A 21994-nucleotide genomic window follows, 5' to 3' on the forward strand; every position below is an offset into this window, starting at 1 on the left:
GATCGTGTCGGCGCCCTCGCCAAAGGCCAGCCCGGCGGCCAGGTTGGCGGTCACGCCGGTGGCGCTGTTCTCGAAGCTGACGATGTCGAAATTCGAGCCACCATCCAACTCGTCGTCGCCGAGCCCGCCCTCGATCGAGTCGCGCCCCTGGTCGCCAAAGATCGAGTCGTCGCCGCCCAAACCAAGCAGCGTGTCGTCGCCACCAAGTCCGACAATCGTATCGGCATCGGCTGTTCCGGTCTTGAGGTCGGCATAGATGTCGCCAATGAACGTGTTGGAGCCGAAATAGGACGTGTAGATCGTACCATCCTCGCTGCCGTCGAAGGCGTCGAGATAGGCCCATCGGTCTGCGGAACCGCCGGAGAAGACGCGCGCAGCCACCGAATAGGCGGTATAGGACTGGACGCTGCCATTTGATGTGTAAGATGAATACCCGTCGGTGCGGGACAGGATCACGTCGCTGAACCCGTCTCCGTTGATGTCCCCACCATCCACAAATTCGAGATCGTTGAACGAAAGCCCGTTGCCGGGGTTGAGCACGACGCGATAGCCGGCGCTGCCATCAAGGTCATCGACCACGACGGTCTCCATCGGCTCGGTCGCGCTCCCGAAGATGATGTTGACGCGGTTGATGTCGGCATCGAAGCGGCTTGCCCCGAGAATGACCCGATCATCGACCACGGCGATGTCGTCAAATCCGTCACCATTGACATCACCCAGCCCCGCAACCGACCGACCCAGTGCGACAAACCCCTCCTGGACGCCGTTCCCGATAATGAACCCTGTCGCGGAATTCAGGTCTGCGGCGGTGAGTTCGGCCGGCATTGGCGAAGCCGTGCCGAAGATCACATAGGCCTGACCGGCGTCTGCGCGTGTCACGGTTGCGTAGGTGTAAACCGTGATCGTCTGCTGAATCCGGGCAAAATTTCCGCCATAGGCGGGGAAGTAGGTCGAATAGGCCGGGCGCGTGTATGTATAGGCCAACTGGCCAGGGGCCGGTGCCCCATAGCGGGTATAGCCAGCCGGCACGTAAGACGTGAAAGCCGGACTGTAGACGAGGGTATAGGTGCCTGAGCCGGGATCGACCGGGTTGTAGCCTCCGGGATAGGTGACCGTTGTATACGAGGAGGGGATCTCTTGCGATCCGGTTGCGCCCGGCGCTCCGATGATGAAGTCATCGAACCCGTCGCCGTTGAAATCGCCGATGACGTCAACCGACGTACCCGCGCGATCGTCCCGATCCGCCCCCAGAAACGTAAAACCGGTCGTGCCATTCAGAGCCGTCACGTCGCGTGAGCCCGGATTGGTGTCGGTCCCGAAGAAGATATAGGCCGCACCGACATCCCCGATATTCTGAGCAAAGCTATATGTATATGTCGGCGTCCCACCGGGGCTGTAGCGGGTTCCTGACATCAGGTAGGACAGATCGAGAAACGGCGCGCCCACGATCGTATCGGAAAACCCATCTGCGTTGAAATCCCCGCCCGACGCAACGCTTGCACCAAAGAATGTCGGGTTTCGGGGGGCTTCGTTCTGCGCCGAGAAATATGTCGGGGAGTATTCCTGGCGGTAGTAGTTCTGACCGGGGTTCGTCAGGACAAGAGAGCCATTTGGCAGCGCGTCGAGGTCGATGGGGAGCGCGAAATAGCTGTCGCTGCCCGCGATCAGGACTATCTCTCCCGGTCCGGGAAAACTGTAGCTGAATCCGTAGGTCGTATAGCCGAACGCGACGGGCGCATCGGGAAGAGCGAGGCCAAGGTCCCTGAATCCATCACCGTTGAAATCGTCAACCGCGAAGACCCGCGCGTCCTCCAGACTGTTGGTCTGCGTGCCCTCGATCCGCGTGACGTTGGATGCGGCAGGATCCAGAACAACGTGCCCTTGCGGGCTCAAGGTGGGGGCGGTCGACCCGAACAGGATGAAGACATCGCCAAATGGTCTTCCCTCGGTGGTGATGAGGACATCATCGATCCCATCCCCATTCAGGTCACCCGCTCCGGCGACGTCATATCCCGTCGCGGAATAGAGCGGCCCACCGGTGATGATGAAGCCATCGGCCGGGTCGAGCGCTTCGACATCGACGGTGGGTGGCAGCCCCGACGCCGATCCGAACAGAACAGCGACACCACCGCCAAAGGGAGAAGAGTAATACGTCCCACCGCTCGTGGTTCCGCTTGCATCAAAGCCCGCGAGACCGAGGGCAAAGTCACCGAAGCCGTCGCCGTTTATATCCCCAATCGCTGCAACCGTGTTGCCGAATGAGGTGAAGCTTGGCGGTTGGGTATCGTTGATGAGAGTTCCGAACACCGGCATGGCAGGCTCCAGCAAGAAAGGTCAAAAGAGTAATGTCGACTGCGGTTTACCACGACCGCCTGCTGTCAAACTGACTGTAACGGCCCTTTGTGTCTACAGTTTTCGCACGCGGCATCACGAGACCCGGGCTCCGCCCATGCGTTTGCCATAGACAATCCTCGCGCTCATCCTCGGCCCTTGGCACGAACGCAACGGGGCACTCAAGGCCACAGACATGAGCGCCTTGTCCTTCGGACGGCGCCATCCGCGGTGGATCATTCACCACGCGCATCCGGCGTGAAGGCGGCACGCTTTCCGACGGCACACACCCGAAGGGCTGGCGCGTCGAGGCGCGCCAGACGATGTGCGCGGGTGTCAATCAGACGAAAGTGACGTCATCGACCAGCGCCGCAACATTGGTCAGCCCCAGGAAGGTCAAGGTTGCCCCGCCTTCAAAGGTCAGGACAAGATTGCCCTCCACAACAGACGCGATATCGCGCAGGTCGTCGCCCACAGGGGCGCTCTGGGCCATCAACGCCGCATCGATCTGCACCGTGTCGATATTGTTCTGGAAATCGTTGATCTGGTCGCTCCCGGAGCCCGTCGCGAAAACGAAGGTATCCGCGCCGATCCCGCCACGCAGCGTGTCATTTCCGGCGCCCCCATCCATCGTGTCATTGCCGAAGTTGCCTTCGAGCAGGTCATCGCCCGCGCCGCCGGACAACAAATCAAAGCCATTGGCGCCCTGCAGCGTGTCGTCGCCAGCGCCGCCATCCAGCGCGTCCGCCCCAAGACCGCCAACCAGAAGGTCCTCGCCCGCATCGCCAGACAGGCTGTCATTGCCGTTGTTGCCTTGCAGGGTGTCGTTGCCGGAGCCGCCCTCGAGCGTGTCGAACCCGTCGCGGGCTTGAAGGAAATCGTCATCGTCCCCGCCGCTCATACTGTCGAAACCGAGCCCGCCTTCGAGCGTGTCGTTGCCCGCATCCCCGATCAACGTGTCGTTGCCGAAATTGCCGCGCAACAGGTCATCGCCCGCGCCCCCTTCGAAGCTGTCGAACCCGTTCGACCCCGCGAGCGTATCGGCGCCATCCCCACCGAAGCCCACGTCAAAACCCTGCCCGCCAAACAGCGAGTCGTCCCCTGCACCCCCATCCAGAGTGTCGTTGTCCGAGCCGCCGTTCAGCGTGTCGAGCCCGGTGCCCCCAGACAGATCATCCGAGCCACCGCCGCCTTCGAGCAGGTCATTGCCCTCTTCCCCATCCAGAACGTCCGCGCCCGCGGCGCCTTCGAGCGTGTCGTCGCCCAATCCACCAAAAATGGTGTCGTTTCCGTCCTGTCCGTTCAGGCTGTCATTCTCGTCGGTGCCGGTCAGTGTATCGTTCCCGTCGGTGGGCGTATTGACTTCGACCTGGCTGGCCCGGAACTGGATGATCTCCCTCTCGGCACTGCCGGACACGGCGACCACGTCCCCGTCCGGCAATGCGGCAATCGGAACCGGGTTGCGCTGCACGTTCACCACAACGCCTTCCGGATCGGATTGAATGCCGCCACCGATCTGCGCCTCGTCACCGCGGGGCGTGCCATCGGCGCTGTAGAGGCGCAGGTAGATCCCGTCCTCGACCACCAGCTGCTGATTTACAAAGACCCCGACGCTGTCCCAACTCACCGCAAAACCACCGTCATTGAGCGCAACAACACGCGGCGCATCGCCGACATCCGAGGCTTGATTGATCGGCAGCTCGGGGCTGACAGGGGCGCCTTGTGCGTCAAAGACCCGCCCGACGACACCCGCTGCGTCAACACCGGAAACAGAGGTATCCGAGTCGGAATACCAGACGACCACAAACCCGCCACCATCGAGACCGGCAACGGCGGGCACGTATTGCGAACCGGGCAGCGATGTATTGACGAGAATTTCATCGCCGACCGGGTTGCCTGCCCCATCGAAGCGCTGCGCGATCACATCCGCAACAGAGCTGAATTGTCCGGTCGAGATCCAGCGCGGATAGGTGATCACGAAACCGCCGCCCGCAAGGGCCGCGATGTCCGGGCCGGGGATGGAACTGACCGATTGCAGGTCATAGGCGACCTCGTCACCACCAACGCCGGCCGTGTCGGTTACCCGGATGACGCTGCCCGAATTCCACAAGGCGGCGATCGAGCCGTTCGACAAAGCCGCAATCTTGCCGCCCGACTGACTGCCGGAGGTGGTGACGTTGAACAGAAATTCGTCACCCGGATTGCCCGCCGCATCAAAGGTCCGGCCAGCGGCGGCAAAGATGCTGCCATCCAGTCCGAAACTGTCATAAGACACCGTGAACCCGCCATTGGGCAGCGCGGTGATGTCCTGCAGGCGCTGCACCTGCGCGGTCTGATCATTCACAAGGATTTCACCGCCGACGGGGTCTCCATCCGCATCAAACTGTTGGACGAACACGTCCTCACGACGTGTATTATCAACAAGAGAGGTCCATGCGACGGCCCAGCCGCCCCCTTCAAGCGCGACGATTTCGGGGCGCGACTGGTTCTGCTCGGTGGTGGTGTTGACCACCGTTGGCGGCGCGTCTGGCGAATAAACGATCGGCATGGCAGTCTCCCCCTGAAAAATCGGTATGGGGGCAAGGACGCTGCACTTGCCGCCCGAAAACAGTTCGTAAAACCACCAGAAAACGGCACCGGCGGCCCCTCAAGCATCGCGCCTTTTGGGAATCCGATCAAGTTTTGCCTGTTTCAACCGTTTCTCACCGCTGGCCGAAGCGAGAGAGCGCTGCCACGGTCTCGCTGTCGACCCGCGTTCCGAAGCCGGAAAAACAAGGCATCAGCCTGACGCGCTACCGGCCTGAGACAGCAGGAACGCCAGTGCGCCCGGAACGATCAGAGCGTCCGCCGCGCGCAGCTTTTCGGGCGTGTAGTGCCCGGCAACATCAAGACAGTTCATCGTGCCGACGACATCCCCCGCGATCACGACGGGAATGTTGATGCAGCTTTCGCAACCGAGCGACTGGATGAGCGCATGATCGGGAAAGACCGCGGCGATCTCGTCGATTGAGTTGGCCACGAAGGTTTCCCGCCGAACCAGCACCTGTTCGGTCCAGATGTTTTCCGGGATCGGCTTTTCCCCACTGGTCGGATAGGCCTCCGGCATGTTGGAATAGGCACGCCATGCCACACCGCGGTCGTGGTCCACCTGCATGAGAGTGAACAATCGCACCCCGACGCTGCTGCGGACTTGGTCTTCGAGGGCCCGGAAAACCGCGAAAGGCTGGTCCGGGTCGGCAAGTGCCCCTGTCATGGTCATGGTCGACGCCTCTTGGTCTGTTTATGGATTGAGGAACTGTCCACCCTGCCGCCAGCGGCGACCAGCCCCATTTGGCGTCGCCGTGGATTTTTCATCTATGCCGTTTCGATCATCAAAAATCGGGGCAAACCGGGCCTCGCGAAGGCCGCAAGAGCCGTCCGTTTGGATCGGCCGGCCTCTCGGGGCATTTCGGAGAACTCTGGAAACATCCTTATCGCCAACCGGTTCTTGCGAAAGTCGGGTGACAGACGACCCGCGATGTCCGCGACCGGTTCTGCCCCCGGCAAGCCATCCGCGCCTGTCGAAAGCGGCGCATCCCTGACGGGCAATCATCCCGGGGGGATAATCCGGTCGCAAGAACCTGCCCGGCATCGCGCTTCACGGAAACCAAGCCCGGCATAACACGATATTGGCGCGTATTGGCGTGCCGCCTCATCGCGTTCAACCTGTTTGCCGATCCGGATTCGCGACAGAATCGAGACGGCCATGCCATCAGCCGCCTGTTGGTTGAGCGTATGGGTCCGCCAAACGCCTTCCCGCATGAGCCCAGACGCCAATCACCGTGTCGGAGAGGCTTGGGTGATGCCACAAACAAGTCCAATGCAGACCGAAGTGTCCGAATGCCCGTCAACGCAGGACGTGATCCCGATCCCCGGCATTCTGGAGAGACCCATTTTCGCGCCTGTTAGCGGGAACAAGCCAATTTCAATTGATCAATTTACCCATTGAGAATCACAGAACGTCCATTGCGGAAACGCGCTGTCAGGCATCCTTGTTATCGGCAGCCATCTCGCACCTGAAATTCCAATGGCGGAATGTCTTTCAAACCTACAAACCGCTGAAGTCACATACAAAACAGCCACTCCCTCTATTTCTGCCTCGAATGCGCCGGGCGTTCTTATATGTTTTCCAAACGGAAACAGTGTTTCCACTATGCGAGAATCGTCCCAATGCAGATGCGAAGAGGTTAACTAAAATTAACAAAAAACTTGATTGAGAGGACGAATCTCTGGCAAGCTGTGCGCGCTGCTTGCCATATGCGATCTCCTCGATGCTCCGGTGCTGCCACCCGGCGTTCAAATGGAAAACACTTGTTTTTGCTGGAGTGCACCTTCCAGCCAGATGCCTGTGACGGAGCTGACAGGACGCAATTCGCCTTACGAGTCGCATCCAACGGTTCGAGGGACGTGTTTTTGACGGAGCGTCGAGATTGTAATGGCGGGCGCGTCGCAGGGTATTTCCTGTGGTTTAGCCCTGTTCGTGTGCAGCCCATGCGTCACGCGCGTTACCAGATTGAGAGTGAATGACCAAATGACCTTTTTGAAACTTGCGGGCTCTTCGGTATCAGCCCTTGCGTTGACGGTTGGCGCTGCGATGGCCAACGACAACGAAGCATTTATCGATACCGACGGATCCAACAACACCGCCTTGATCACGCAATCAGGGGATGACAACAACGCCGGTGCCGACGTCGGTGGCGTTCGAATTCTGCAGCAAGGTGACGGCAACAACCTCGATATCCTGCAATCCGGGGACGACAACCAGGCGGGCGCATCCACGACCGCGGTTGCCGGAAGCGGCGCACAAGGGATCGACCAGATCGGCGCGGGCAATGCTCTGGATATCGAACAATCGTCCGATTGGAACCACATCAATGTCGTGACCCAGACCGACGGCAACTCCGCAACAATCCTGCAGGAAGCGACCGACCGGGCGGGTGCGTATCGCGGCAACGTCATTGCCGTGATCGAGCAGACAAACACCGGCGGCTCGGACAACACCATCACCGTGACGCAAACCGCGGTCAGCCCTGGGCGGCTGGACGGCGGCACCAACGTGATCGGTGATGCAAGACCGGCCTTCCGCCTGCGGGCGTCGCAGTACAATGCCAACAAGGCAGCGCTGGACGAAGGCGGGATCTTTCAGGACGGCACTGGCAATGCAGTGACTGTTGATCAGGACGGGAATGCCAACCTTGTTCGGCTGATCGATCAGATTGGTGCCGACAATGACGCAACCGCGATCCAGAATGGTGACCGCAACCTCGTGAACGCGATTGCTCAGGTTGGCGCAGGCAATGATGCGGATGTGGAGATCGTCGGCGACCTGAATGGGTGGTCCGGCCTGTCAGCGGGCGGCCCTGCTGATGCCAATGAGCTTGGTTTGACTGGTGCCATCGTCGCACAGTTCGGTGACGGGAACGATGCGGATGTGGTGATAAACGGCAACGGAAACAACTACGTCATTGATCAGTTCGGCAACGACAACACCGCCCTCATCGATATCATGGGCGGCATCCCGGTGATCGGCGAGAACGAAATCGCCATCGTGCAGGATTTCGACGGCAATACCGCGCAGACATTCGTGAATGGCTCTGGCAACTCTGCTTTGACCGATCAGATCGGGATGGGCAATACGGCCACGCTGACAATTGACGGAATTGCGAATGGCGGCTGGTCCGGCGGAATTTTCGGCAGCATCCGGGATCTGACCGGGGATGCAGGCACTGCTGCCGCTCTGAGCGTTTACGATCTCTCCGGGACCATTCTCCAGGATGGCGAGGACAACAGCACCACGCTGACGATCACGGGCGATTTCAACGCCTTCGCCACTGATCAGCTCGGTTTGAACAACATGATCATGGGCGTTACCCTCGGCAACGGCAATCAGGCGGCGGTTGTGCAGACGGGTAACGGCAACATCGGCGATTACGCGCAGATCGGTAACGGCAACAACGCTGGCATCATACAGTAAGAACACGGTCGTCGGGGTTTTGATCGCGCCGACGAATGATCAGACGCAAACGATACGCCCGCTGTTCAGGACAGCGGGCGTTTCTTTTTGACTTGCTCCTTTGGAGCCGTCAGCGACGAGTCTGGGGTGGCTCGACATCGGACCGGACAGTATATCTTCGGCCGCACAGCGCCTCGCGAAAGATGAGGACAGACCGGTCCGAACGCTAAAGCGCGTTTGTGAAGGTGATCACGGGCCATTCGCTCTGACGAATGGCCGATTTGGCCATCCACCCCACAGCCTCTCCGAAGGAGGCGCGGCACCAGTATCCGTCAGAGGCGCGCAAACACGCGTCGATCGTCAATTCTGCTCCCGGCGGCACGGTTCCGATGATCGGTGCGTCCCGCCGCGGCTGGTTCCGCACGTTAAGCGTGGTGAGGATTGAGATATTTGCGGCACCCTCTTCAAATTCCGGCGGGCGCGTTTCCGGTGTCTTGGCGCATTCGGCTGTATATCCGACATAGTAACAGCCATGTTTGCGCAATGCCGCGGTCAGAGCAATTGTGTCCGGATTACCATTTGCGCGTTCGACAATCATGGCGCCGGGATCCACTGACAGCTCACCGGTCAAGCGGGTCGGCACACCCCCAAGCGCTGCGAGCGTCGCGCCATCAGAGGTCAGAACAGCGATCTTGCCGTCCACGATTTTCCACGCACTGGCCTGGCTCACAGCGTCGATGCAGTTCCGGGTGACAAGAGACCGCCTCGGATTATCCTGAGGCTCATCCTTGATCGCTTCAGATTGCAGGACCAACTGGCACGTTGATCCGTTGGAACCGAAGGACGAGTCAAAGACAAACCATTCCCCCGAGAATGCATTCACAACCTCGGTCTGGGACTGGGCTGCGACCGCGCCAGACCAAACACTTGCAGCAGAGACAGCCGCCAACAGCCAACGTGCCACTTTGCTCTTCATCGTTCTCACTCGCCTTGTCACTCTTTGTCGTCGGGATAGTCAAATACGCTGTCATGGCTATGAATGATGCCATTTTCATTGCGAAGGATCAGGGTCACATGCACCGATCCTGGCGCTCGGATCGAGGTTTTGATCTGACCAAAGGCTTCGAAGGCCCCCGCCCTTGTCTCAATGTCGCGGGTTTGACGGATGATTGCGCTGCCGCTCGCATCCTGTTTTTCCAGCAGCAACTCGGCTTTTACGGGGCCAGGGTCTGTGCCCTCGACGCTCGCTGCGACAATCAAGGTCTCGTCTTCCACAGTGAAATCGACATGCCCGATTCCGCTTGCCCAGGCATTGGACGCCACCAAAAAGGCTGCGCCGAACCACATCCAGAACTCATGACCGACCCGCCGGACCATGTGAAACCCCGAAATCACGGCGTGGTGATCGAACGCTGCACGATAGTCACCGCGCCACCGCCCGTGCTGAACACGTTTGCGGGCACGACAGAAGACACATTGTTGCCCTCCACGGTGTAAGAGACCACTGCATTATCGAGCGCAGAAACCGACAGCTCTGTCTGGTTGCCGTCTCCGATTTGCGCCAGAATGCCGCCAGCGTCACGTCCTTCCACAGAGACGCTGCCTGTGTTGCTGTCGCCGTTTTGAAGCAGGCCGCCGAAGGCGCTGCTTCCGGCTATAGTAAGATTACCTGAATTTCCGCTGCCAAACTGCGCGACGAGGGTTGTTGCGAAGTCTCCGCCAGACACGATGATGGCCGAGTTCGAGCTTCCATCCTGCAAAAGGCCCGCGCGACCGCCCGTGCCGGAGACCGTGATGTTGCCCGTGTTCCCGGAGCCGGTTTGCAGAGCGCCGCCCGAGGTGTCGAATTCGAGAGGGATGTTCACCAGCGCAAGCGGAGCGTCGGCCGCGGGTCCGGTGGTCGCAGCGACGGGCGGGACAATAACCGGGTTGCTGACAAGCACACCGGATACGACGGAATCGTCGGCAAGGGATTGGTCGATGATCAGTGTATTGCCGACGCTCAGAGTATCAGGTGCGGATTGCGTGACAATTATCGCATTATTATCCGCTTGTGCGAGATACGGAAAACCCGCCGTGACCGCTGTCAAAGGAATGATCAATAGGTTTCGCATTAATATACCCTCCGACTGGAAAGTATCATCAATCCTGCTGAATGACCACTCTGTTCTCTGCTCCCGACATGGAAACGGATGCGATATTTCCACTACTTCCTTGTTTGATTACAACATCTTGAGATCGCCCCGCAAGAAACAGGCCGAGCTGATTGGACACGCCGGTTTGTGACACCGCAAATCGATGGTCCGTTCCGAGAATCGAGAGTTCCGCGAGATGGTTCCAGCCCGACTGCAGAATACGGCCGGCCTCAATTCGCGAAAGCCCTGATCTCGTCGAGGCGGGATCATCCTCAAACACCACTCTACTGCCCGAAGCGCTGCCCTGATCGATCAAGAGAGTGTTCGGCACAGCATTCTGCGCCGACGGAAGCAACAAAGTGTTTTCATGTGTCGCGAGCCCGCTGCTTTCGGAAAGAGCAACAGCCGGCGCCAAAATGAGCCAGGTCGCAACAATGAGCCAGCCAAAAAACAGGCGGTCAGTCACATGGTTTGTGTGGATCATCGTGGTGTCTTTTGCTTCCTAACGTGGAAGCAAAAGACACCATCAGGTCTTAAAACGCGTTTAAGCCCACAGTGTTTTCTGAAAAACCCGCTTCGCGTGCGGTTTAACCCAAGGCCTCTTCCGAGGAGCCTGCAGGCGGGGGCGCGGGCGGTTTTGGTGCTGCCTGCGGTCGCGGAGCCTGCTGAACACGAACAACTGGGGCCCGCGCCACGCGCGTGCGCACACGCGGCCTTGTCTGAGGAATAACCCCGAGGCGCGATTTCGGAGGCGTGGCATAGCCGGCAGAGGCCGGGATGTCGTCGTTGAAGAGTTGTTTGCGGTAATTGTCGATATAGACCTGCTGAAAGCCCTTGTCCTTGAAGCCCCAGATCTGGCGCATCGCGCCCTCCGCAATCAACGCAAGAACCGCCTTTTCGATCGCCTGTTCCACCGCGATCTGCTTGGGTTCGTTCGTTGCAATTCCGGTCTCCACCTCAAGGAGCTTGTCGAGTTCGACATAGCGGAAGACATCGCCCTGCGTCCGGAAGGAGGCAATCGGTTTGCGCACCAGCACGTTCGCCAGAACCTCGCCAGTCGAGGTCGAGATCGCGCGCAGGTTCACGGTGACAACATCGTATTTCCACTCGGTATTGGCGCCGATCCCAAGATACCGGGCGCCGAAACCACCTGTCTCGATGTTGGTATCATACCCAACAATGCCGCCGCTGATGATGATATCGGCATGCATCAGAGGACCAAGCACGGACGGATCGACAGACTGCTCGCCGCGATACTGCTCGCGCATGCGTTCGATGATCTGACGTTCCTGGACGACAGATTGCAGACTGGCGCGGTCCAGCACCGAGAACCAGCTGCCGTTTCCGGTATCCTGCAGCGCCTTTATGAGCAGCGGCGCTCCGGCCTGGGTCACGGCTCTCGACAGGGATTGCACGTTGTCGCGCTCTTTGTATTGACCGGTCAGATCCGGGAACTCGTAGACAGCAACGATTTTGCGCGAGGTTGGCGGAGCGACGGCCCGCAAGGCACGGTTCTGCTCGGTGATTTCACCCACGCTTGCAAGCTGTGGCCCTTCGTAGATCCGCTGAATATCGCATCCGGCGAGAAAGGCCGTGGCGCCAATGACCGCAACCAGCTTTCGAAAGGTTATTGATTTCATGGCCGTTTCTGCCCGCTCATTCACAAGGTTTGATCGTTATCCAAAATCCGGACACCCGGCGTGCCTGCCATCAATTGGTTACCAATTGCGGGACGGTGATTGTCGTCGTCGTCCCCGCAATGACATCCACGATATTGAGCGTAATCGAATCCGTCGTCCGCTCGAAAGTGATCGTGGTATCGCCGAATTCGACCCGCCCGCTGTCCTGAGGGTCCGTCCCGAAGATCGCCTCGGTCACCTCTGAGGCCAGTGCCGAAAGCAAACGGCTTTCCAGCTGCCTCACGAACAGCTCGGCGCGCGCGTCGGTCTCGCTTTCCCCGGTATCCACGCTCCCTCTGCCAGACCCGGAGCTATCGTCAAAGTCGCGTGCGGTCGCATTGCGTTGCGCATTGGCGATCGACAGAAGAAAACCGCCATTGCCGGGATTGCCGCCAAAACTCGGATTGCGTGGTTGGTAAGTCAATTCGCCGGCAATCGCGGTGCCGGCGGTTATTGCCACACCGACGGAGGCACTGATGAGCACTGAAGTATAACGGGTCAACAATTCAAAATTCCCTCGCCTAACGCAAAGAGCCGGTACAATAACTCAGGCTTTGCTTACTCTAGGTCAAAATGAGCGCCTATTCGACAGTCCACCATTAAAGAAACGCCAAATCGCGTCCAATTGGCAACGGCGCACGCCTCCTCGCTCTTTAGCTAACTCGATTCCCCTCTGCGCTCAATCCCGATTGTCATGCCCGGGACAGCGCAGCACGTGGGGCTCAGCATCGCAAGCGGCAGGAGCCGGACCCGCGCCGCCCTCGATGGCAGAGAGGCATGCCGCTGGCTCCCGACTACGCCCGCATTTTTGCACAGCACCGCGTTGCTCATGCGTGCCCTCACTGGCGCTGAGACGGCAAAACCGCCTTGGCCCTGATCAGTATAGCAAGTTCATGACCGCGAGCGACACCACGAGAAACAGGATTGTCATGATGCCGCCGCTCTTGATGAAATCCGTCACCTTGTACCCCGCGGGCCCCATGATGAGCGCATTGACCTGATGGGTGGGGATCAGGAACGAGTTGGAGGTGGAGATGGCAACCGTCAGCGCGAAAAGCGCCGGGTCGCCTCCGGCCGCCACTGCGATCGACACCGCAAGCGGCACCAGCAACACGGTCGCCCCCACATTCGACATGATCAGCGTGAAGACCGTCGCAAGTATGGCAAGCCCTGCCTGCAGGGACCAGATCGGCCAGCCATCAAGCAGCACAAGGATTTCCTGTGCGATCCAACCCGCCGTACCCGAGGTTTGCACGGCCTGTCCAAGGGGAATTAGGCTGGCGAGCAAGAACACCGTGCTCCAGCTTACCGCCTCATAGGCATCGTCGATATCGAGGACTCCCGTCAGGATCATGCCCACGGCCCCGGTCAGCAGACATAGCGACAGCCGCAAATCGGTCAGGAGGATCAAGCCCAACGCGATCGCAAAGAACAGGATCGCCCAGCCGACCTTGGTCGGACGCAGCTCTTCTTGCGGGTAATCGGTTGTCACCACAACAAAATCCCGGTTGCGGCTCAACCGTGTCAGCGCATCCCATGTCGACAGGATCACGAGTGTATCGCCTGCGCGGAAAGGCACCTCGCCAATCTGTGTCGGCTCGTGGTCTTCGGTGGCAACGAGCGACAGAGTTTCCTCGCCGCGGTGGATGGCAAGCATGCTCGCGCCATATGTTTTTCGGAACACAAGGTCATGCGCGCATTTCCCGATAACCGATGATCCCGGCGGAATGACAATCTCGGCCACGCCGGATTTTGTTGGGGCGTAGTCTTCGGCGAACACATCAAGCCGATCGTGCAGCACAAAACCCGCATCGCGCGCCATGTGCTCAACCTCCTTGCGACGCCCGAGCACGGCGAGCCGACAGGGTGTTGTAATCTTTGTCTGGATCACCGGCGCAAAGAACGTGCGCCCGCGATAGGCGCTTCCGATGATGTAGACGTGGTATTTCTGAATCACATCGTCAAAGGTTTGCCCGGCGACCGGATGCCCGTCTGGAATGGTGATCTCGAAGATGTCGGTTTTCAGCCCGTAGATCTGTTTGAGATAGTCTTTCATCGGCGTGCCGCTCGTGGCATCGCCGCCTTTTTGCACCCCGGGCAACACCCAGCGCCCGAAGAACACAAAATACAGAATACCGGTCGTCACGAGACACACACCGATCGGTGTGACGGAAAACAGCCCGAAGGGCGGCATCTGTGTCTCGGGCGGCAAGGATTGGTTCGCCGAAGCGATCAGATCGTTGAGCAATATCAGCGGTGACGAGCCCACCATCGTGAGCGTGCCCCCGAGGATGGCACAAAACCCCATCGGCATGAGCAGTCGGCTCAACGGCAAATTCGTGCGCACCGCAATCCGGCTCACGACGGGCAGAAAAAGCGCCGCCGCGCCCACATTCTGCATGAAGGACGAAATGACCCCCACCGTCCCGGAAATAATCGGAACGATCCGGGCTTCGGACTTGCCGCCATGCTTGAGGATAAGGGCTGCGACCTTGCTCATCAGACCGGTCTTGTCGAGACCTGCACCGATAATCATGACCGCAATGATCGACACCACCGCATTCGACGCCAAACCATCGAAGAGCTGGCTGACATCGGCCAGAGATCCCAAGCCCGGCAGTTGGCTGAGCAGACCGAGCAAAACCATGACCAGGATCGCGGCAAAATCGATCCGCACCACCTCCGACACAAACAGGACGACGGTGAAAAGCAGCAGGCCGAGCACGACCATCATCTCGACCGTGAGGTGGATCGTCTCCAAAACCGTCTCCTGAACGCGTCCATTTTCACGCCCGGACAGCCCCGGGCATCACTGCGCGTGCGATGCGCCTGTCTTGATGACTGCGCGCTGCACCGCTTTTCTGCTATATCACAAAACCGATCATGTGGTGCCTCTTGATGCGCCGCTTCTGCCTCAGAGCGCTGAAACCTTGTGCTGTGTGCCGTCATCACCGCCTTTGCGACGCGCCAGCCCTGAATGCCCGGCGCCCAACCGCGGCTGGTTCGCAACAATCGGCTTGCTATCCTGCGCGCGGACTGGTCGTCTGCCCCCTGACGACTAGGTCGCACCGAAGTTGTGGGGGGCATCACAAACCAGTCTCACGCAGCGCGGTATTCTTGCACCGCGAAAATGGCACCAGGGCAGAGACCAATGACGCGGACAATCCTTATCATGGGCAGCGCACCGGACGTGATAGCCTGTCGCGCCATTGGCCGGTCGCAGCTGGACGCCATCGTTGCGATCAACAACGCATGGAGCGTTCGCGACGATTGGGACTACCATATCGCACCGGATGACTTCCCTGCTGAACGCGGGCCGGGGCCGCTCCGACCGGGCCAAGTTGCGATCGGGTCGGAAACCTATGTGCCCGCAAACAACCGTTTTGGCGGGATCGTGTATGCCGGCGGCACCATGGCCTTTACCGCGGGATATTGGGCGCTGGATGCGCTGAGACCGTCCGCCATGATCTTTGCCGGATGCAACATGGTCTATCCACCTTCGGGCCGGACGCATTTCTACGGCTCAGGAACGGCAGATCCTCTGCGCCAGGATGTGACCCTGCGCAATCTCGAAGCCAAGTCAGCCCGACTCATGGCCCATGCGGCGCGCAGGGGATGTGCCTGCTACCGTTTGCCCAGCGCCAAAAGCCGCACATTGTTTCCCCCGATCCGTATCGAACAGGTGGGGGTTCATCACACGGCACCGCTTGCAGTCGACGAGGACCGCTTCGCGGCTGTCATCGAGGCCGAGAAAAGGGCGCAGTATTTTGTCGAGTCCGGGCGCTATTGGGACGAACAAGACCAATTCTCGACCGAACAGATCGACAGGATCGATGCGCTTTGGCTTCAGGCGGTCCAGACGCACCCCCCCGTCACCGCGTCGCAGGAAGTCTGATATCCGTGTCATATACGCGGCTTGGCGACGTTCGAACGCCTTGCCCCGGCTTCCGCGCGGCGCAACACACGCGTGTCACGAGGCAAGAGGCTTCCGGCCTGCCCGGAGAGCCGCAGTGGCCGGAGTCACGGGGCACGGTTCAGGACACAAACATTGCGGAAACGCCCCGGCCCCGTTCCCAACCAAAAGACCCGCCGACATTCTCTGCCGACGGGTCTCAAGATACGCGCGCAGACTGGCGTCAGACCGTTGCCACCGCAATCGCCGCTGTGTCCGTCAAGGACGTTGCGACCTCGACAATCACCGTGCCATCAAGCAAGACACCGGTTCCACCGCCCCCGGGGCGCTGTTCAAGCGTGACTTCGCCCGCACCGGTGTAGCCGGCATCCAGGAAGATCACGAGACGATCCTCGGCCTGATCGAAATCGGCCAGGATCGGCGGGTCGTAATTGGTGGTGACATCGCGGTCGATCTCCACCGTGATCGCATCGGGGCCGGCGCCACCAAACACCGTCAGCGGATCCGTCACGCCAGCGGCAACGGCATCGGCGCTCTTGCCGACGATGATCGCATCCTCGCCAGGACCGCCGTCAATGCGCCCTGAGACCACGCCACCGGCGTCAATGGAGTCGTCGCCACTCCCGGCGATGATATCGATCACTGACTCACCGACGGATATCGTGTCACTGCCATCGCCACCGTCGATATTCTCGATCGGGTCAACTTCACCCGCGAGGATCGACGTCCGACCATTGTAAGTGTCCGCGCCAGCGCCAAGATCGGCATCGATGCGGGCACCCGCGAAATCGACCTCGTCTGCACCGTCACCGGTATCAACCTCGGCAAAGCGGCTGAAATCGTTCGAAAACCCTGTGGTGGTCCCGCTATCGTAATCCACGGTATCGTCGCCAGCGGTGCCGTCAAAGCGCAGAACAAAGTTTGTGCCCACCGCCGGGAACACATCGCTGAGTCCGTCGATGTCGAGTGCAGGCGACGGATCCTCGCCAATGATGATGCGCTGGCCGATATCCTCTTCGGGCGGCGGTGCCGTCACGCCTTCGAGGAACACCAGGTCAATCGGGTCGGCCCCTTCGGGCTGACGGGTGAGCGCCACGCCATCTGCACGCACATCCCAGTCATAGACATCCAGCCGTTCCGGCGTGCCCGGCTCCGTATCGGGGAAGGAAGAGAGCACGATCCGGTCGGTGCCGCTTTCGAAATCGGTAATCGTGGCGCCATTGGCCGGGGTGAAGTCACCGTCCTCCTCGTCAACGATGAAGAACGTGTCCGCGCCGGCGCCCCCGGTGGCTGTCTCTCCGGTGCCGACGATCAGGACGTCATCGCCGCTCGTTCCGGTTCCGCTGACGATGGCGCCGTCGACAGTTTCGATCGTGTCGCTACCGCCGGTGGTGTCATCGCCCCCGTCATCGGCATCATCATCGCCACCGTCATCGGCATCGTCGTCGCCGCCGTCGACAGTGTCATCGCCGCCGTCATCGGCATCGTCATCGTCGTCACCGGCATCGTCAGAATCGTCGTCGCCATCGTCACCGCTATCATTCGTCTCACGACCAAAAAATTCCGGAATATCCTGATCCTCGTCATCGTCTTCGTCCGGTCCCTCGAAAAGACCAAATGCGTAGGCGAGGAGGCCGATCCCCACCAAGGGACCCAGGGCTAGAATGGGAAGCATGACGGTCTCCGACGTTAACCAATACCAATGTCGAGAGTGCCACAGGTTTTCGAAAACTCATAACAAAAGCAAATCACTGGGTCTGACCGGCGCGGTTTCACGGGACAATGAGTGCCAGAGCTTGAGCTTCGTTTCCCCATCCGAAACAGACAAGTCAGAATCCGCCCCATCCTTGATGGGAATCGGTCTGTCCCGAAACGACCTGACCGCGCGGCTCATCCGCTGGACCATCGCTGGCGCCCGACAGGGAATCCGCTAATCCATCTAGGCAGGGCCGTGCGTTCATGCTCTAAACACGGCATGTCCAATCCACGATTTCCAGACCATATCAAAGCCCTGCCCGATACCGTGCCGTTTGTCGGGCCCGAAGTGCAGGAACGCGCCCTCGGGAGCCCTTTCTCGGCGCGGATCGGCGCAAATGAAAGCGTTTTCGGACCGTCGCCTTTCGCCATTGCCGCCATGCAGGACGCGCTTTCGGAAATCTGGAAATACGGCGATCCCAGCAACCACGATCTGCGCGCAGCACTTGCCGAACGGTTCAACTGCGTGCCGGGCAACATCATCGTCGGTGAGGGCATTGACGGTTTGCTCGGCTATACGGTTCGGCTGCTGGTCGAACCGGGCGACGCGGTGGTCACGTCGCTCGGCGCGTATCCGACCTTCAACTACCATGTGACGGGCTTTGGCGGCGCGTTGCACACCGTGCCATATCGTTCCGACAAGGAAGACATAGACGCCCTGATCGAGAAGGCGCACGAGGTTGACGCGAAGCTCATCTATTTTGCCAATCCCGACAACCCCATGGGCACATGGTACTCGGGCATCCACATCGAAGCGGCGCTCGATCGTCTGCCCGAAGGCACGCTGCTGCTGCTTGACGAGGCCTATATCGAATTTGCGCCGGAGGGCACGGAGCCAAAGATCGACCCGGACGACCCGCGCGTCATCCGATTCCGGACCTTTTCAAAGGCCTACGGGATGGCTGGGGCTCGGGTTGGCTACGGCATTGGCGCGCCCAATCTGATCAAGGCCTATGACAAGATCCGCAATCACTTCGGCATGAACCGCGTATCCCAGATCGGAGCGCTTGCCGCGCTTCAGGACACGGCGTGGCTCGAAGCCGTTGTGCGTGAGGTCATCGAGGCGCGCGATGAGATCGAGCGGATCGCACGCGATGCGGGGCTTCGAACCCTGCCGTCGGCAACCAATTTTGTCACCGTGGATTGCGGCCGCGATGGCGATTATGCACGCGCCGTTCTCGCCGCGCTCATTGAGGAGGGCATTTTTGTCCGGATGCCGGGGGTTGCGCCACAGGATCGCTGCATCCGGGTCACTGCGGGCAAAGCCGAGGATCTGGCCGCTTTCGAGCGTGTTTTCTCAAAGGCCCTCGCCAAAGCCAGCGCTGCGCCCGAGCGCTGAACATGGCGCCGGTCGCGCAAGCTTGATGCGAATGCGCGGCAAGTTTTCCTTAACGTCGGCATCATCCGCGCTATTCTGTCACAGCACCTGCGAGGGTAACCCCTCGCCCGCTGTGGAGGGCATGATGAACCAGAACCACCCCGGACGGGTCGAAAACTACACGAATGCCTGTCTCGTCATGGCGTTCGTGAACCTGTTGCTGATATTCTCGGTGCTGTGGGCGATGTGGGGGCTGGGAGCGGTGCTGGTCTTGGCGGCCGTGCTCAACCACATGATCCCGCGGCTCGGCGCATTGCGCGCGCGCAACGCCCGACGCGCGGTCCAGCGGGGGCGGGGCACCCCCGACGCCGGCTGAACACCGCAGAGCGCATGTCGGCGCCTTTGGCCGCCTAGGCGACCTTGACCGTCTTTGGCGAAGCGTCACGGACGACCGACGCCAGTTGCCGCGCCGCAGCCGAGACACCGCCTTTGCCGTGCGGGATGTCGAGCGCGTCCAGCCCTGCCTCGACCACGCCCAGCAAACCAAGGATCATTGGAGCATTCACATGCCCCATATGCCCGAAGCGGAAAAACCCTGTGCCCTTCGGATCATCCGGTTCCGACATTCCAAGCCCGATCCCGAGCGTGACGCCGGTTTGCTCCTCGGTCCACCGTCGCAGCGCGGCTCCCAGAGGCGCGCCAAGCCGCAGCGATGTGACAGCGTGACTGCGGAAGGCCGGATCGGCAATGTTGAGCGTGAGCGGACCGCCATCGCTCCAGACATCACAAGCCGCCCATATCGCTCCAGCCAGCGCTTCATGGCGTGCCCAGACCGCTTCGATACCCTCTTCGTGGATCATGTCGAGCGCGACACGCAGCCCGTAGAGATGGTGTGTCGGCGCAGTGCCATTGAAATACTGATAGAACATCTCCGGGTCAGCGCGGGGGCCCCAGTCCCAGTAACGTGAAACGCGCGGCATCGCGCGGCGCGCTTCAGCGGCCTTGTTGGAGAAGAAGACGAATCCCAGACCAGGGGGCACCATCAGCCCTTTTTGTGACCCGGTGATGACCACATCCACGCCCCAAGCGTCCATCTCGAACCGGTCACAGGCCAGCGACGCGATGCAGTCGGCCATCAGCAACGCGGGGTGCCCGAGATCGTCCAGAACAGCGCGCAGCGCCGCAATATCTGATCGCACCGAGGAGGACGTATCCACATGCACCGCCAGCACAGCCTTGATCTTCTGGCCCGTGTCCGCCGCGAGCGCAGCGCGAACAGCGTCTGGGTCAATCGGCGCGGCGCGGCCAAAATCGAGGATCTGCGTTTCGATTCCGAGGCCCTCGGCCATATCGGCCCAACCATGTCCAAACCGCCCGGTCGCCGGCACCAGAACCGTTTCGCCCGGCGCCACGGTATTGGCCAGCGCGGCTTCCCATGTGCCGTGCCCGTTGCAGATATAGATCGCCACCTGCCCTTTCGTTCGTGCCACGGCGGCAAGATCAGGGATCATCCCCGCCACCATGTCGGGCAAAGCCCCCTCATAGATGTTCGGGGACGGGCGATGCATGGCCTGAAGAACGGCATCCGGGACAACGGAGGGGCCGGGAATGGCGAGGTATTGGCGGCCGTTGGCAAGCGACATCGGGGTATCCTTCGGAAACAATCACGGCTTGCACGACCCTATCAAAGGCGAGAGTCAGCGCAAGCGTGGGAAGTAGACCATTTGACCGCGGCGACGAGAGCAGTGGCGCAAGAGCGCGTTGTTTTTCTCAGGGTAACGCGGATTTAAGCGGGGTGTCAGAGTGGACGGCTTCAGGCATGCGTGATCTCCTATTGGAACCATGGCATGGCTGTCGCCTGCGAGTTGCCATTGCACCAGAACGCGCCACCGGACCCAACCGGTAGGGCTTAGTCCCTTCTGCGCTCGGCGAACGCGTGCCTCATGCGCCTTGCATCGGAACACCGGCCACCGCGAACGAGACACCGTCGATTTCAGGAACCCGTGTGGTTTGCGGAACAGGGTGACGCAACCGCGCAGGTCCCATGGCTTGCCAATTGCGGGCACCTCGCCTACACAACTCGCGCTTCACATCCCGGCGGTGCGCGCCCATATGGTTCTGGATGGCACTGATGCTCTCCTCTCTCTGGTCCCGACTTGAACAGGCCGAACGTCGGTTCCGGCGCTCGTGGGGCAAAGACATCTCGACTCCTGCTGCGCGGCGCCGCTCGAAGCTGCATTATCATCTTTTCGATCATGCGTTCCTTCGGGTTTTCTGGACCAATTTCTGGCCCGTGGCGCCGGGTGTCTGGCGCTCGAACCAACCGACGGATGCGCGGTTCGAGAAATATGCCGCCATGGGCATCAAGACGGTGATCAACCTGCGCGGCGAAGAGAAGTATTCACATTTCCTCTTTGCGCGCGAAAGCTGCGCCCGGCTTGGCATGACCCTGCGGACGGCAAAACTGCACGCGCGGTCCGCCGCGTCGCGCAAAGCGCTCATGCATGTCATCGAAGAGTTGCGTCAGGCGGAAAAGCCCATGATGTTCCACTGTAAATCAGGGGCGGATCGCGCGGGCTTCGTGGCCGCCCTATATCAGCTGATTTTCGAGGACGTGCCCGTCGCGGAAGCCAAGAAACAGCTGGGCCTGAAATTCATTCACCTGAAGTTCACCAAGACCGGCGTGCAGGACTACGTGCTTGATATCTACGAGGCCCGTCTGGCATCGGGCCATATCGGGTTCGAGGACTGGATCGGACTGGAATACCGGTCGCGCGAAATTCAGCAAGGTTGGGACCAACGCAAGAGCCCGGCCGAAACCGCGGCGCTGCTGCACAGCATGGCGCGGTCCGAACCTTGAGCGACACGCGC

16 protein-coding genes and 1 pseudogene are annotated in these 21994 nt (G+C 60.3%); 5 read left to right on the forward strand and 12 right to left on the reverse strand.

The window, feature by feature from the left end:
* The 3 genes and pseudogenes from J1C49_RS18700 to J1C49_RS18710 form a co-directional block, all read right to left on the reverse strand.
* Positions 1-2313, reverse strand: a pseudogene (locus J1C49_RS18700) (hypothetical protein); the annotation flags it as partial.
* Between the two features lie 358 nt (positions 2314-2671).
* Positions 2672-4879: a calcium-binding protein gene (locus tag J1C49_RS18705; RefSeq protein ID WP_227447366.1), complete on the reverse strand. Its 2208-nt coding sequence runs from the start codon at positions 4877-4879 to the stop codon at positions 2672-2674.
* Between the two features lie 231 nt (positions 4880-5110).
* A complete protein-coding gene (locus tag J1C49_RS18710) occupies positions 5111-5590 on the reverse strand; it encodes a GAF domain-containing protein (RefSeq protein ID WP_227447367.1) in 480 nt (159 codons plus the stop codon).
* A 1311-nt stretch (positions 5591-6901) separates the two neighbouring features.
* On the opposite strand from J1C49_RS18710, the gene J1C49_RS18715 reads away from it, so the two are divergent.
* The gene (locus J1C49_RS18715; protein WP_227447368.1) at positions 6902-8344 is read left to right on the forward strand and encodes a hypothetical protein; all 1443 of its coding nucleotides are present in this window, start codon (positions 6902-6904) and stop codon (positions 8342-8344) included.
* A gap of 205 nt (positions 8345-8549) precedes the next feature.
* Here J1C49_RS18715 and J1C49_RS18720 read toward each other — a convergent pair whose 3' ends face one another.
* The 7 genes from J1C49_RS18720 to J1C49_RS18750 all read right to left on the reverse strand — a co-directional run bounded on the left by J1C49_RS18720 (position 8550) and on the right by J1C49_RS18750 (position 14898).
* Entirely contained in the window at positions 8550-9299 is a 750-nt protein-coding gene (locus tag J1C49_RS18720) for an SH3 domain-containing protein (RefSeq protein WP_227447369.1), read from the reverse strand.
* Positions 9300-9316: 17 nt separating this feature from the next.
* Positions 9317-9670 (reverse strand): hypothetical protein, encoded by a 354-nt coding sequence (locus tag J1C49_RS18725; RefSeq protein ID WP_227447370.1) that lies wholly within the window; start codon positions 9668-9670, stop codon positions 9317-9319.
* A 44-nt stretch (positions 9671-9714) separates the two neighbouring features.
* A complete protein-coding gene (locus J1C49_RS18730; protein ID WP_227447371.1) occupies positions 9715-10437 on the reverse strand; it encodes a hypothetical protein in 723 nt (240 codons plus the stop codon).
* A 28-nt stretch (positions 10438-10465) separates the two neighbouring features.
* Positions 10466-10942 carry a hypothetical protein gene (locus J1C49_RS18735; protein WP_227447372.1) on the reverse strand — a complete coding sequence of 159 codons (477 nt, stop codon included), beginning with the start codon at positions 10940-10942 and terminating at the stop codon, positions 10466-10468.
* A gap of 103 nt (positions 10943-11045) precedes the next feature.
* A complete protein-coding gene (locus J1C49_RS18740) occupies positions 11046-12098 on the reverse strand; it encodes a CsgG/HfaB family protein (protein ID WP_227447373.1) in 1053 nt (350 codons plus the stop codon).
* Between the two features lie 70 nt (positions 12099-12168).
* A complete protein-coding gene (locus tag J1C49_RS18745; RefSeq protein WP_227447374.1) occupies positions 12169-12642 on the reverse strand; it encodes a curli assembly protein CsgF in 474 nt (157 codons plus the stop codon).
* A 372-nt stretch (positions 12643-13014) separates the two neighbouring features.
* A complete protein-coding gene (locus J1C49_RS18750; protein WP_227447375.1) occupies positions 13015-14898 on the reverse strand; it encodes an SLC13 family permease in 1884 nt (627 codons plus the stop codon).
* A gap of 390 nt (positions 14899-15288) precedes the next feature.
* Here J1C49_RS18750 and J1C49_RS18755 point away from each other — a divergent pair, with 390 nt between their 5' ends.
* Positions 15289-16032: a hypothetical protein gene (locus J1C49_RS18755; protein ID WP_227447376.1), complete on the forward strand. Its 744-nt coding sequence runs from the start codon at positions 15289-15291 to the stop codon at positions 16030-16032.
* Positions 16033-16273: 241 nt separating this feature from the next.
* Here the strand turns inward: J1C49_RS18755 and J1C49_RS18760 are convergent, their stop codons facing one another.
* Complete coding sequence (locus J1C49_RS18760) at positions 16274-17725, reverse strand: hypothetical protein (protein ID WP_227447377.1); 1452 nt, start codon at positions 17723-17725, stop codon at positions 16274-16276.
* Positions 17726-18025: 300 nt separating this feature from the next.
* Here J1C49_RS18760 and J1C49_RS18765 point away from each other — a divergent pair, with 300 nt between their 5' ends.
* Positions 18026-19144 carry a pyridoxal phosphate-dependent aminotransferase gene (locus J1C49_RS18765; RefSeq protein WP_227447378.1) on the forward strand — a complete coding sequence of 373 codons (1119 nt, stop codon included), beginning with the start codon at positions 18026-18028 and terminating at the stop codon, positions 19142-19144.
* Positions 19145-19268: 124 nt separating this feature from the next.
* Positions 19269-19499, forward strand: a complete 231-nt coding sequence (locus J1C49_RS18770) for a histidinol phosphate aminotransferase (RefSeq protein WP_227447379.1) — start codon at positions 19269-19271, stop codon at positions 19497-19499.
* Between the two features lie 34 nt (positions 19500-19533).
* Here the strand turns inward: J1C49_RS18770 and J1C49_RS18775 are convergent, their stop codons facing one another.
* Positions 19534-20766 (reverse strand): alanine--glyoxylate aminotransferase family protein, encoded by a 1233-nt coding sequence (locus tag J1C49_RS18775; RefSeq protein WP_227447380.1) that lies wholly within the window; start codon positions 20764-20766, stop codon positions 19534-19536.
* Positions 20767-21245: 479 nt separating this feature from the next.
* Here J1C49_RS18775 and J1C49_RS18780 point away from each other — a divergent pair, with 479 nt between their 5' ends.
* Positions 21246-21983: a tyrosine-protein phosphatase gene (locus J1C49_RS18780; RefSeq protein ID WP_370639434.1), complete on the forward strand. Its 738-nt coding sequence runs from the start codon at positions 21246-21248 to the stop codon at positions 21981-21983.
* The last annotated feature ends 11 nt before the right edge of the window (positions 21984-21994 follow it).

The sequence above is a fragment of the Cognatishimia sp. F0-27 genome (assembly GCF_020667845.1).
Taxonomy (GTDB): domain Bacteria; phylum Pseudomonadota; class Alphaproteobacteria; order Rhodobacterales; family Rhodobacteraceae; genus JAFMPQ01.

Bases quoted from the DNA above. Each gene is read 5' to 3' on its own strand.
- J1C49_RS18760 (WP_227447377.1), bottom strand. From the start codon at position 17,725: ATGCTTCCCATTCTAGCCCTGGGTCCCTTGGTGGGGATCGGCCTCCTC.
- J1C49_RS18770 (WP_227447379.1), top strand. From the start codon at position 19,269: ATGAACCAGAACCACCCCGGACGGGTCGAAAACTACACGAATGCCTGT.
- J1C49_RS18780 (WP_370639434.1), top strand. From the start codon at position 21,246: ATGGCACTGATGCTCTCCTCTCTCTGGTCCCGACTTGAACAGGCCGAA.
- J1C49_RS18765 (WP_227447378.1), top strand. From the start codon at position 18,026: ATGTCCAATCCACGATTTCCAGACCATATCAAAGCCCTGCCCGATACC.
- J1C49_RS18715 (WP_227447368.1), top strand. From the start codon at position 6,902: ATGACCTTTTTGAAACTTGCGGGCTCTTCGGTATCAGCCCTTGCGTTG.
- J1C49_RS18775 (WP_227447380.1), bottom strand. From the start codon at position 20,766: ATGTCGCTTGCCAACGGCCGCCAATACCTCGCCATTCCCGGCCCCTCC.
- J1C49_RS18730 (WP_227447371.1), bottom strand. From the start codon at position 10,437: ATGCGAAACCTATTGATCATTCCTTTGACAGCGGTCACGGCGGGTTTT.
- J1C49_RS18710 (WP_227447367.1), bottom strand. From the start codon at position 5,590: ATGACCATGACAGGGGCACTTGCCGACCCGGACCAGCCTTTCGCGGTT.
- J1C49_RS18740 (WP_227447373.1), bottom strand. From the start codon at position 12,098: ATGAAATCAATAACCTTTCGAAAGCTGGTTGCGGTCATTGGCGCCACG.
- J1C49_RS18725 (WP_227447370.1), bottom strand. From the start codon at position 9,670: ATGTGGTTCGGCGCAGCCTTTTTGGTGGCGTCCAATGCCTGGGCAAGC.
- J1C49_RS18720 (WP_227447369.1), bottom strand. From the start codon at position 9,299: ATGAAGAGCAAAGTGGCACGTTGGCTGTTGGCGGCTGTCTCTGCTGCA.
- J1C49_RS18735 (WP_227447372.1), bottom strand. From the start codon at position 10,942: ATGATCCACACAAACCATGTGACTGACCGCCTGTTTTTTGGCTGGCTC.
- J1C49_RS18755 (WP_227447376.1), top strand. From the start codon at position 15,289: ATGACGCGGACAATCCTTATCATGGGCAGCGCACCGGACGTGATAGCC.
- J1C49_RS18705 (WP_227447366.1), bottom strand. From the start codon at position 4,879: ATGCCGATCGTTTATTCGCCAGACGCGCCGCCAACGGTGGTCAACACC.